The organism is Corynebacterium silvaticum (assembly GCF_002162115.2).
In the GTDB taxonomy this organism is placed as follows: Bacteria; Actinomycetota; Actinomycetes; order Mycobacteriales; family Mycobacteriaceae; genus Corynebacterium; species Corynebacterium silvaticum.
The window spans coordinates 1509661-1522553 of sequence record NZ_CP021417.2; the positions used below are offsets into that span (position 1 = coordinate 1509661).

The window sequence follows — 12893 nt, forward strand, 5'->3', positions numbered from 1 at the left end:
TGTTTAACCAGTTGTATGTAAGGAGTTGCGTTTAACGAGCAGCCTCAATTTGTACTGCCTGTGCGATGGCTTGCATTACGCCAGCGATCTTGATGCTCTCCCAGACCTGTTCCTTGGTCAGTCCCTCTTCTTGCACTGTTTTAACGTGTGCTACTGCGCAGTGCTCGCAACCATTAATAGCGGAAACAGCGACAGCCCATAGTTCAAAGTCAGCTTTATCTACGCCGGTCTTGTTGATGATGTTCATTCGCAGGCCAAATTTCACCTGCGCAAAGTCATCACCAAACCAGCTCTTTGCGCGGTACGCCACGTTATTCATAGCCATAACAGTCGCGGCGGCAAAAGCAGCTTCAATTGCCTCTGCAGAAAGATGATCCTGAGCCTCATCAAGGATTTCTGAGATAACCGTATCGTTGCGGGTGGCTGCCGCAGTGGCTACTAAAGTTCCCCACAGCTGCTGCTCACTCAGTTCAGTAGACCTAACCAGGGTACCGATGTTTAGCTTCTGGTCCTTTGCGTACTCCGGAAGAGCATTCTTAAGATTCTCGATGGACATGTTTTCCCTTTCATTGAAACGTTCTTATCTAAAAGTGGCCCGATATCAGTCTCTCTATATAAAATCTCTATACAAAGGATGAGTCGGGCCAATCACGCCCTTTTAACTCTTTTAGCTGCGGGCGTTATCACAGTTGATTATGTCAACTGGTTACTTCAGCGATTCCTGAACGACCTCAAATTTGTCGATGTTCTTGGTTGGGTCGTTCTTCTGCCAGTTACAAGCACAGACCTCTTCAGACTGGAGGGCATCCAGTACGCGAAGAACCTCATCTACGTTGCGACCAACTGCATCTGGGGTAACGGACACAAACTGAATGATTCCGTCGGGGTCGATGATAAAGGTCGCACGGTCTGCAACACCTGCAGCATTCTCAACGCCAAGCTCACGGATAAGTTCGTGCTTGATGTCGGAGAACATTGGGAATGGGACGGTCTTGAGCTCAGGGTGAGTAGCACGCCAGTTAAAGTGAGAGAACTCGTTGTCAATGGAACCACCAAGGATCTGAGTATCGCGATCTTGGAATTCCTCATCGAGCTTGCCAAAAGCGGCAATTTCGGTGGGGCACACAAAGGTAAAGTCCTTCGGATAGAAGAAGACTACCTTCCATTTGCCTTCGTACTTGTCCAAAGAGACGGTCTCAAAGTAATCCTCAGGCTGGGAGGCGTTAACATCGTGCAGGTCACCACCTTTGAGGGCCACGAGCTCGAACTCAGGGAACTTCTCTCCAACTGTCAGGATTGCCATGTTTTCCTCCAATAAAACAAATGACGTTACTTTTATTTCCGTAGCCAGCCGAAAATCCACAGGTTTCTCGGTTAACCACGGCAGATCATGCTCAAATGCATGCCAAAAGATACCTGCAACCGCGGGTTTTGTTAGGGCTTAAGCGGTTCTCAAACCACACACTAGCCCCACATAATCCTTCTTATAGCAGGCACGCTTAATAGGTTTCACCGTAGTGTCATGCACCTACAATCGTTTATACCTATTCCCCACCACAGTGTCAATATGACTTTACGATTTAACGAGCTATAATAAATAGGTATGAGCAATAAAGAATACCGACCAACTCTCGCGCAACTACGAACTTTTGTCACAATCGCGGAAAATAAGCACTTCGGAAGCGCTGCAGCCAAGCTATCCATTTCCCAACCGTCCCTATCGCAGGCCCTGGTTGCCCTAGAAAATGGCCTAGGCGTGCAACTTATCGAGCGCTCCACCCGTCGGGTTATCGTAACCCCCGCAGGTGAGGCCCTCCTCCCCTTTGCAAAAGCCACATTAGATGCCGCCGATGCCTTTACATCTTATGCACAGGGAGCATCCGGGACGCTTTCAGGACCCCTGTCTTTAGGCATTATCCCGACGATTGCGCCTTATATCCTTCCGCAACTACTTGATTTAGTACATGAGGAATTTCCTGATCTCGAGTTACGCATTATTGAAGAACAAACCAAGCATCTGCTTCAACAGCTGCGCGACGGCCAACTCGATTGTGCAGTACTGGCGCTTCCCACAGAGCAGCCAGGAATTATCGAGATGCCTCTTTACACCGAAAACTTCCGAATGGTGCTCCATAAGGATCACCCATTTGCAGGCTGCGACAATCTCACATTGAGCAGCCTGCGAGACCTTGACCTTATTTTGCTTGACGACGGCCACTGTTTGCACGACCAAATCGTAGACCTTTGCAAACAAGTAGATGTTAACCCCGCGCGTTCCAAGAACGCGGACATGCGTGCAGCTAGCCTTACCACCGTTATGCAACTCGTAGGAGCGGGTCTTGGAAGTACACTGGTTCCCGAGAGTTCGATACCTATTGAATGCAGTCGACCCAATATCGCGACAGCAAGCTTCGCCCGTGAAGTAACTGCCTCGCGCCAGGTTGGATTGATCTTCCGCGCCTCCTCCACCCGTACAGAGGAATATCAAAAGCTCGGTTCAATTGTCGGCCAGGCCTATCACAATATCTTAGCCTCCCAGGCGTAAAAATAAAGCAAAAGCGCTGTTCGGCGAGGTTTAGTTTCACCGAACAGCGCTTTTAGAGTTTTGTTTTAGAGCCAATCCCTAATATTTCGGGTACGGGCCACCTGCGAGTTGCCTATAAGCATGAACCGTAGCGTTATAAACGACCGGAAGGGCGATAATCATTCCTAGTCCAAGAGTAAAGATCATAAGAGCAAGAGAAAGAAGTCCAGTGAGGATCAAGAAGCCAAGGATCCGAAGGTAATGTTTCTTCCCCACAGCACATCCCCATAGCAGAGCATCTTTCACTCCGCCCCGGCGATCTGCCGCATAGTACGCAGAAAAACTTACAAACGGCTGGATTAATAAGGAGATAAGCACATAAGCTACTACTCCTCCTACCACCAAAGCAACAAATTGTGGGTCATTCAGGGTAGTAGTGATATTCACCAGATTGACACCTAAAACAACCCCGATCACAGCCACCACAAGAAACTCGATCGCCATAATAACGATTAAGGTAAGAGTCGTGGGCCAATAATTCACTTTTTGGAAAACAGCAGAAAAAGAAATACTTTTCCCGTCTATTTGCCGCAGTAATAATTGGTACAGGAACGCAGTAAAAAACACAATAATCAACGACGTAACAATGTCAAAGACTGGGGTGCCCGAGTCTTCAGGGGTTGGGATGGAATTGGAACCGGCTTGAGAGACCACCTTGGATACCGCCAGGCCAATGCTCCCGCCGACCAGGATCAGACAGAAGATAAAAGAGCCAAAAATCCACAGTGCTGGACGAGCAAAAGTGATTCCAAATCCATATTTAATTGCAGTCTTAATCTGAAGCTGTGGATCACCAGTAACCATAAATCGATCCACATCCGGGTGCATCTCCTGCGCCGTGGGGTTTCCATAAGCGCCGTTATCTACCCCAGCGGTTGATTGCCCCATCGCATGTGCGGAATAGCCGTCATAGCTTCCCGTCTGATTCTGCCGAGCGTCGGAAGCTAGATAAGGAAAATCCGGCTTGTCTTCTGGGTGATTGACTTCTGGATAAGGACGAAAATCATCTGTCCCACCCTTATTATGGTCCCCTATCGCATTGCCATCTTTATCGTGCGGGTCAGACATCATGCCTCCATTTATTTTCTTATATAGTAAAAAACGATTTTCATTGTATAGATTATCTGTTTAAACAGAATGGGGGTAAGCTCCGACTCCCCACCCGCCTCTTATACATACAAAATAGGAAATAATACCCACATTAGGGGCTGTAGGTGCAGTATGCTCCTCACAAGCACAAGGTATGTACTCAACAGTTGAGATTCGCTTACTCAACAGCGCCAAGTACCATGGTCAGGAAATGAATACTGCGAAACATCAGACCAGCAATAACAAGAACATTGATACCAACGCGAGCTCAACTTCGCACAGGAAGCAACGGAGCTCAGTAGCATCTCCTCGGCCACATGCCGAATTACGCTCAGCAAAGCAAGCGCTTCGCGCACAACTTAGCCAGGTCAGCATTACTGAAGAACGAGGCTTTCTTCGTCGTATTCACAAGGCTTCCTCCATGGGCGCAATCAAGGCTATCGCCGATGATATTGATCAAGCCCAGGCGACATTATTGCAACGGGCAGCAGGCGTCCCTGCTGTTACCTTCCCCGAAAACCTTCCGGTTTCTAGCCAGCGCGATGCCATCGCAGAAGCTATTACCAACAATCAGGTTGTGATTATCGCGGGAGAAACTGGGTCTGGAAAAACCACACAGATCCCTAAAATCTGTTTAGAGCTAGGCCGCGGAGTACGCGGTTTGATCGGGCATACGCAACCGCGGCGACTTGCTGCGCGCACGGTTGCAGAACGCATCGCAGAAGAACTCGGCCAAAAAATCGGCGATTCGGTGGGGTACGCCATCCGCTTTGATGATCGCGTTTCCGCATCCACGTCCATCAAATTGATGACCGACGGCATTCTGCTTGCAGAGATGCAGCGAGATCGTTTCCTCAACGCTTACGACACAATAATTATCGACGAAGCCCACGAGCGCAGTCTCAATATCGACTTTATTCTCGGCTATCTCAAACAGCTTCTTCCGCGGCGTCCTGATCTTAAAGTCATCATTACCTCTGCGACGATTGATCCAGAGCGGTTTGCCCAGCACTTCGCTAACGCCCATGGCGTTCCTGCGCCAATCATTGAGGTCTCCGGGTGCACATACCCCGTTGAGATTCTTTATCGTCCTCTTGAAGTCTCCGACGGGGAAAAACTTATAGACGTCGACCCCATCGATGGGCTCACCCAGGCTATTCAGGAGCTTATGGGGTACGGCCCCAGAGACATTCTCTGTTTCTTTGCCGGAGAGGCGGATATCCGTGAAGCAATGGATGCTATCGAAGCCAAACGATGGAAAAACGTTGAGGTTACTCCCCTCTTTGGGCGCCTCTCCAACCAAGAACAACATCGGGTTTTCTCTCCCCATTCAGGACGCCGAATTGTTTTGACAACAAACATAGCGGAAACCTCACTTACTGTTCCCGGCATTCATTTTGTAGTGGACACTGGAACCGCACGCATTTCAAGGTATTCCACCCGGACAAAAGTCCAGCGTCTTCCTATCGAACCAATTTCGCAGGCGAGCGCTAACCAGAGGACGGGTCGCTGTGGTCGCGTCACCGACGGCATAGCAATCCGGTTGTACTCCCAGCAAGACTTTGAATCTCGACCAGAATTTACTGATCCAGAGATCTTGCGAACAAATTTGGCTAGCGTCATTCTCCGGATGGCTTCTCTAGCATTAGGGGACATTGAAAACTTTCCTTTTATTCAAGCTCCCGATACCCGAGCCATCCGCGATGGCTTCTTATTGCTTAGAGAACTAGGAGCACTGACCGATTCCGACCAAGGAGACTCCCCCAAACTCACCACGGTTGGACGAAGCCTAGCCAAGATTCCTTTGGATCCTCGCTTAGCTCGAATGCTGATTGCAGCGGAAGAATTTGGTTGCCTCAGAGAGGCCTACATAGTGGTAGCCGCTCTAAGCATTCAAGATATCCGTGAGCGTCCGTTAGAAAAACAAAGCCAGGCTGACCAACTTCACGCCCGTTTTAAGGACACGCGTAGCGATTTTCTTAGCTACCTTAAGCTCTGGGAATATGTCTCAGAAAAGCGCGCAGAACTGTCTGGTAATGCTTTTCGACGTACCATGCAATCCGAATTTTTACACTATATGCGCATCAGAGAATGGTCAGATCTCATTCGTCAGTTGCGCAGCATCGGCGAACAAATTGGATGGACCAACCCAGATGACATTGGAGGTCACCTCGATCCAGACAACCTACACAAAGCTCTCCTCTCTGGATCGCTATCCCACATCGGTTTGAGAGATGGAGACTCCAAAGAGTTCATAGGCAGCAGAAACTCCAGATTTTTGGTGTTCCCGGGTTCCTCCCTGGCCAAACGCCCACCGCAGTTTCTTATGGCAGCGGAACTGGTAGAAACTTCCCGGTTGTGGGCACGGAATGTAGCGGAAATCGACCCTGCTTGGGTCGAACATATAGGTAAAAATCTGCTCAAACACCATTATTCTGAACCATATTGGTCCACAAAACGTGTGGCAGCCATGGTGCACCAGAGATCTACGTTATATGGTGTCCCAGTTATTGCTGATAGATCAGTCGGGTATGCCTCTATTGATCTTCGTGCTGCCCGCGATATGTTCATTCGGGAGGCGCTGGTCAACGGCAATTGGAGTACGCACCATGCGTTTTATCGTCGTAACGCAGAAAAGCTACTCTCTGCTGCGCAAATTGAAGAAAAAATCCGACGCCGCGACGTGGTAGTCGATGAAGATACCCTCTTTAGTTTCTACGATTCCAGGCTCCCTGAGCACATCGCCACCGGGCGTTCCTTTGACCGCTGGTGGAAAACCGCTGCGCAGAAAACGCCACACCTTCTGGACTTTGACCTAGAGGAACTCTGCCGAGAGGGGGCAGCAAACGTTGATGAGCAAGACTTCCCCGATGTATGGCGCCGAGGATCTTTGGAATTCGGCTTAACCTATCACTTTGATCCCAGCGCCGAAGACGACGGCGTCACCGTCCTCGTACCCGTACCGTTGCTAGGAGGCCTCGATGCCGATGGCTTTGAGTGGCTAGTTCCAGGTTTGTTAGAAGATCTAGTTACCGACCTGATCCGTTCCTTACCCAAACACCTGCGTAAAACCGTTGTTCCCGCACCAGATTTTGCACATAAAATCACGACCATGCTGAGCTATCGCGACGGTTCTCTTTATCAGCGTATCGCCGAATGCTTATCGGAATTGGGTCGCCCTGGAATATCTGCGGATGATTTTAACCCGCAAGCGCTTCCCAAACATCTCAAAATCACATTCGCTGCTGTGGATAAACGCGGACGTATCATCGATCGGGATAAATCGCTCGAATCACTCAAATCCCGGCGTTCTGAACAAATCCGGGCATCAGTTTCTCGTGTATCCCATGCCGTTGAGCAATCCTCTGCTAAAGAATGGACTCCGCAGTCTCTAGGAACTATCTCGCAAGAAGTCACCACAAAAGTCGATGGTCAGATGGTCACCACGTACCCAGCGCTCGTGGTCACGCCGGAAGGTGTTTCCGTCAAGGCTATGGCCACTAAACGTGAAGCTGACGCCTCCATGTTTACCGCGACCCTCACCCTGCTTCTTAAAGCGGTGTCCGTGAATACTCAAAAAATACTCAATGGACTGCCGCTTCAGCAACGAGTTGCGATAGAAAATTATCCGCATGGTGGCGCCACGGGCTTTGTCAACGACGCGCGAGTTGCAGTCGTTCGAGATTTGATCATTGCTAACGGTGGCGCGGTGAGATCACCAGAAGAATTCTCCAAGCTGCAAGCGATTATTAAACCGTTAGTTCCTAGCAAGGTGCGTTCAATAGTTGTCGAGTTAGCCCCCGGCATTAACTCGTATCTCCGCATCACACCAGAGATCAGCAATTGGACAGGCCCGGCTATCGACGACATCAATAATCAGCTCAATTTTCTACTTCCGCCGCATGCTGTATCCCACCACGGGGTACAGCATCTCAAGCATCTTTCGAGATATGTACAAGCAATCATGCTCCGGCTTGAAGACATGGAACGGATGCCTGACCGAGATGCGGATAGGCAAGCGCTGCTTAATCAACTAGAACGAGACTTAGCTCAGAAAGTCCAAAAATACGGACATGGAAAATCTGCTCGTCATGTACGCGAGATTCAGTGGATGATTCAAGAATTGCGTGTCAGCCTTTTTGCCCAACGATTAGGAACTACGCAATCGGTCTCTGAGAGAAAGATCGCCAAGGCAATCGAACAACTCTAAAAGCTACGATCGCGACGACGCATCAAACGGATCTCAGATTCAAAATCATCAGCACTCTCAAATGATTTATACACAGAAGCGAAACGCAAATAGGCAACCTCGTCCAACTTCCTCAAAGGTTCCAGAATTGCCAGGCCTATATCATTTGCATGAATCTGAGAACTTCCGTGTTTCCTAATACGTTCTTCTACTTGTTGAGCTAATCGTTTTAGTGCGTCTTCACTCACATCGCGGCCTTGGCAGGCTCTACGCACTCCGACGATAACTTTATCGCGACTAAAAGGCTCTGTTAGGCCGTTACGCTTTACTACTAATAACTGTGCTTTTTCTACAGTGGTAAAGCGACCTCTGCACTTCGCACATTCACGCCGCCGCCTAATTGCCGAACCAGCATCAATCATTCTGGTATCGATAACTTTGGAATGCTCATGATGGCAGAACGGGCAGTACACTTTAAATAATCCCTACACTCGATAGTCGTTTAACTAGCGTAGTTTAAAGGCTACCGCACCGACCTAAACAATAACTGCTAAATAACAGCCACCAAGAGCACACGATCCTTGTGCGTGATGCCTTGTTACTACCGCTGTGCTGGAACTCCGGCTTGAAGCATCGCAGAACCGGGAACATTCTGTACCGGGATTTCATTTGTGTTTCCCTCAATCTCACCGGCAACGATAATGCCGAGAAGAAGGAAGAGACCAAAAACAGCGCCGGCAAGGGCATTGCTGATGTGTTCCTTCCAACAAGGAGTCACCATGCTCAACGAACTCCGATGCACCTTTTGATTCCGTTCGATGTATCCAGTCTCTTCTACCAAAGAAAGCGTACGAACATTCGTTTCAACATTATTACTGCGATTCACGCCAATGTCCCATACGTCAGACGGAGGAACGATCTGAGCTCGATCCATGCGAGAATCAATCATCATTTGAGGGCGATAAGCCAGCGTCATTACATTTCCTAACTTTTCGCAGCAAAGAAATCATCTCTACTGATTAAGCAATAAAGCCACTATAAAAACCGCTTCAAACACATCACGCAAAAACACGATCATATGTTCGAGAATTCAACCACATGTTCGATTTTTACACCTGTTCGAACTTATGGTCAAGTCTTTCCGCCATTTTTTCGAACATATCACCCTAAGAGCACAAAGATAAGCTAAGGTAAACAGCAGTAGAGAACGAACACGTTCGCGGAGCATCAAACAAACTTCCCCCAGCAAACTCCGAAGGGACACGACATCAATGCCAAAGCAATCCACTAGGCAAAACAGCACCGAACCCGATCAAAAGAAGCTTTCCGAACGCCAACGCCGCATCCTTGAAGTAATCAGGGATGCCGTCGTTTTGCGCGGCTACCCGCCAAGCATTCGCGAAATTGGAGATGCAGCAGGACTACAGTCCACCTCTTCCGTGGCTTATCAGCTTAAGGAACTGGAGAAGAAAGGTTATTTACGCCGGGACCCTAACAAGCCACGCGCAGTCGATGTCAGGACACTGCCCGAATCCAGCACACCCAAACCAGGCAGGAAACAAAGCGTCAAGACCACAAAGTCACCCGACCCTTCCGAGACATCGCCCACCAGCTTCATTCCTATCGTGGGATCCATTGCGGCAGGCAGCCCAATCCTGGCTGAAGAAAACGTCAATGCCTACTATCCACTCCCCCAAGAGATTGTGGGAGATGGGGAGCTGTACATGCTCGAAGTCGTAGGTGAGTCCATGCGCGATGCCGGAATCCTCAACGGGGACTGGGTGGTAGTGCGGTCCCAGCCAGTTGCAGAACAGGGCGAATTTGTTGCCGCACTAATTGATGGCGAGGCTACGGTGAAGGAGTTCCATAAAGATGCTTCAGGTGTATGGCTACTCCCCCACAACGATGCTTTCTCGCCAATTCCCGGTGATCAAGCGGACATTATGGGCAAGGTAGTCTCCGTCATTCGGAAGCTCTAGGCCCACCCTTACCCTTTGATACCGCACAGCGCCATTACCCCCGCTTCGGGGCGGGTGTACAAAGCAAGATAAACATCACATTCAAAGAAAACGGACACTACCACCTTGGCTAACGTCTACTTTTCCCAAAAAAGATTTTGATTCATGTCCGAACATTCGTGATTCATTTGTCCGTTTGACTGTTTTCTCCATTTACTCGTGACAAAATAACAAAAGGTAAGTTTTGCAGAAAACAACGGTTCGGGCATCGGACTTTTCCGATATTTGATTTCACTCGAAGGGATTGGACATGTACTCAGAAGAACGACGGCGCCAAATAGCTTCTCTTACGGCGGTAGAGGGGCGCGTCAATGTCACTGAGCTGGCCGCCCGGTTTGATGTCACTGCTGAGACCATTCGACGAGACTTGGCAGTGCTCGACCGCGAGGGAGTCGTTCATCGAGTCCATGGTGGCGCAGTAGCAAACCAAACATTCCAAACCACCGAATTTAGTTTGGACACTCGTGCGCGTTCGGCATCCGGAGCTAAAAACTCCATTGCCCATGCTGCCTTGTCGTATCTACCAGAATCCCATGGCGGGATGTTCCTTGATGCAGGCACCACCACAGCTGCGCTAGCAGAGCTCCTATCAGTACAACCAGCCGCAAAGCACTGGTCAATCGTTACTAATAGCCTCTCTATCGCACTAACACTGGCCAACTCGGGCCTCGACGAGATCCAGCTTCTTGGCGGAAGCGTACGCGCGATCACCCAAGCAGTTGTGGGTGACACTGCGCTACGAACATTAGCTCTCATGCGTGCAGATGTCGCTTTTATCGGCACAAATGCGCTAACGATTGATCATGGCCTTTCCACTGCAGATTCCCAAGAAGCAGCGATTAAATCAGCCATGATCACTAACGCCCATAAAGTGGTCGTCTTGTGCGACTCAACAAAAATGGGAACCGATTATCTAGTCAGTTTTGGTTCGATTAACGACATAGACGTGGTCATCACAGATTCAAATGCTCCCGAATCATTCATCAAAGCACTCCGCGAACATGATGTTGAGGTTATAACCGCGTAGGTAAACAAACGTAGAAATAAAGGGCGGGAGTCACCTGTAACAAGGTGACTCCCGCCCTTTGAGCTCCTAGGCCCAGACTTAAGGCTGGATGATAGCCCTCACAGCAGCACGCGCTTCTTTAGCGCCCTCGGCATCTAATGCCGCCTCTGCTGCTTTCTTGCAGGTTTCCATATCAACAGCAGCAAGCTGAGCACCAACGCCAGCGATAGCCGTCGAAGCAGCGGATAGCGAGTTAACACCCAATCCGGTAAGTACACAAGCCAACAGCGGGTCAGCAGCGGCCTCGCCACAAACACCCACAGCAGTATCAAAGCGAGCGCCCTCTTTACACGTGTGCGCGATAAGGCGCAATACCGCTGGTTGCCACGGGTCGGTCAGGTATGCCAGCTGCGGAGACATACGATCCGCCGCCATGGTGTACTGGGTGAGGTCATTTGTACCAATCGAGACAAAATCAAGATGTGGCATAAGCTTGTCAGCCATCAAAGAAGCCGCTGGGACTTCAATCATGGCACCGGCGACCAAACCACGGTCTGCGCATAGCCCCGCAAACCATTTCGATTCACGAGCAGTTGCCACCATCGGCGCCATAACCCACGTCGGTGAATGCTCATCACGACCAAGATCCGCGGCTGCCTTGGCAATAGCATCAAGCTGTCGCGTCAGAAGAGCCTCATTGGCACGCGCTACCCGAAGCCCCCTCACTCCAAGAGCTGGGTTCATTTCATCTGCCATTGAAGCGAAAGCAACAGGTTTATCAGAACCGGCATCTAGCGATCGGACGACAACCTTAGAATCTGGGAACTGCTCCAAGACCTTCTTATAGACCTCTGCTTGCTCCTCAACGCTTGGCTCCTCCGTTGCGGTGAGGAAGCACATCTCAGTACGGAACAGACCGATGCCTTCAGCCTGGCTATCAGTGGCTGCAATGCGAGCGGCTTTGCCATCTTGCACATTGGCCAGTAGCTGCACGCGGTGCCCGTCTTTGGTGGTTGCTGGCCCTCGCCATTGCGCAATACGCTCTGCGAGTAGCTTGGATTCTTGCTCCGCTGCACGGGCGGTTTCCGGGTCCGCTTTAAGAGTCACGGTCCCCAGGGCGCCGTCGACAAGCACAGGCTCGCCGAGCTGTACCTTATGAATCTTCTCGCCAGCTGCAACGATACAAGGTACGTTTAGCTGCCGAGCGATGATAGCGGTATGGCTGGTCGGTCCGCCTAGCTCAGTGACTAGCCCCACAAAAAAATCGGTGTCCAGCGCGGCGGTATCCGCAGGAGAAAGATCATCTGCGAAAAGCACAACCTGCTCTTCAACGTCCGGGAGGCCTGGTTCTGGCTCGTCGCGAAGCTGCGCGATAACACGATCACGGATATCACGGAGGTCTGTGGTGCGCTCGGCCATAATTCCGCCGGCAGCCTCAAACAACGAAACAAATTTAGTGGTAGCCGCAACAACGGCATATTCAGCCGGATGGCCACCTTGTGTGCCTTTTTTCACAGCCTTTCTCCAGCCACGATCATTGACCATGCCTGCAGTGGCTTTCAGGACCTCCGAAGCAGTGCCCTCTGCGCGTTGTGAGCGATCAAGCAAACGCTTAGCGACGACGTCCGCAGCGGTTGTAAAACGTTCAAACTCAGCCTCGCGCAGGGACTCCTCGATCACTTCACCAGCCTGCGGTAACTCGGGACGCGGGCTAATCCACACAGCTTTTGCGTAGCGAACACCAGATACCACTCCAGTGCCCTTAAAAACTGTGTCAGTTGCAACGTTATTCAAGGTTTCCACCCATCTTCACAGTTGAAGTTCATTCTTTTTACACATCACCACAAACTCAACATTTCCGCAACCAAACAAACAGGGAACTATTGACAAACAGACACAAGTGGGCATAAATTGGGCATTGATTTCAACATTTTTCCAGCAGAAACGGTAAAAACGGCGGAAATCAACATGCTTCAACTCTTCACAAAACGCCAATTTTGTTAGGAG

10 protein-coding genes are annotated in these 12893 nt (G+C 50.1%); 4 read left to right on the forward strand and 6 right to left on the reverse strand.

The features are described from left to right. Positions 1–31 precede the first annotated feature (31 nt). Complete coding sequence (ahpD, locus tag CBE74_RS19490; protein ID WP_087454111.1) at positions 32–556, reverse strand: alkylhydroperoxidase, AhpD family; 525 nt, start codon at positions 554–556, stop codon at positions 32–34. Between the two features lie 150 nt (positions 557–706). Beyond that, the gene (locus CBE74_RS19495; RefSeq protein WP_087454112.1) at positions 707–1303 is read right to left on the reverse strand and encodes a peroxiredoxin; all 597 of its coding nucleotides are present in this window, start codon (positions 1301–1303) and stop codon (positions 707–709) included. A gap of 300 nt (positions 1304–1603) precedes the next feature. On the opposite strand from CBE74_RS19495, the gene CBE74_RS19500 reads away from it, so the two are divergent. Beyond that, positions 1604–2545: a LysR substrate-binding domain-containing protein gene (locus CBE74_RS19500; protein WP_087454113.1), complete on the forward strand. Its 942-nt coding sequence runs from the start codon at positions 1604–1606 to the stop codon at positions 2543–2545. Between the two features lie 78 nt (positions 2546–2623). Here CBE74_RS19500 and CBE74_RS19505 read toward each other — a convergent pair whose 3' ends face one another. Next, positions 2624–3655, reverse strand: a complete 1032-nt coding sequence (locus CBE74_RS19505) for a DUF2189 domain-containing protein (protein ID WP_233426025.1) — start codon at positions 3653–3655, stop codon at positions 2624–2626. Positions 3656–3884: 229 nt separating this feature from the next. On the opposite strand from CBE74_RS19505, the gene hrpA reads away from it, so the two are divergent. Further along, on the forward strand, positions 3885–7883 hold the full coding sequence (gene hrpA / locus CBE74_RS19510; protein WP_087454904.1) for an ATP-dependent RNA helicase HrpA: 3999 nt from the start codon (positions 3885–3887) through the stop codon (positions 7881–7883). Here hrpA and nrdR read toward each other — a convergent pair. Then, entirely contained in the window at positions 7880–8335 is a 456-nt protein-coding gene (gene nrdR, locus CBE74_RS19515; protein ID WP_087454115.1) for a transcriptional regulator NrdR, read from the reverse strand. The two genes, hrpA and nrdR, sit on opposite strands and share 4 nt — an antisense overlap. Before the next feature lie 128 nt (positions 8336–8463). Beyond that, complete coding sequence (locus tag CBE74_RS19520; protein ID WP_087454116.1) at positions 8464–8838, reverse strand: cell wall hydrolase; 375 nt, start codon at positions 8836–8838, stop codon at positions 8464–8466. Positions 8839–9133: 295 nt separating this feature from the next. Here CBE74_RS19520 and lexA point away from each other — a divergent pair, with 295 nt between their 5' ends. Next, positions 9134–9841, forward strand: a complete 708-nt coding sequence (gene lexA, locus CBE74_RS19525; protein ID WP_087454117.1) for a transcriptional repressor LexA — start codon at positions 9134–9136, stop codon at positions 9839–9841. A gap of 289 nt (positions 9842–10130) precedes the next feature. Further along, a complete protein-coding gene (locus tag CBE74_RS19530; protein ID WP_013911699.1) occupies positions 10131–10907 on the forward strand; it encodes a DeoR/GlpR family DNA-binding transcription regulator in 777 nt (258 codons plus the stop codon). A 78-nt stretch (positions 10908–10985) separates the two neighbouring features. Here CBE74_RS19530 and ptsP read toward each other — a convergent pair whose 3' ends face one another. Then, positions 10986–12689: a phosphoenolpyruvate--protein phosphotransferase gene (ptsP, locus tag CBE74_RS19535; protein WP_087454118.1), complete on the reverse strand. Its 1704-nt coding sequence runs from the start codon at positions 12687–12689 to the stop codon at positions 10986–10988. Positions 12690–12893 lie beyond the last annotated feature (204 nt).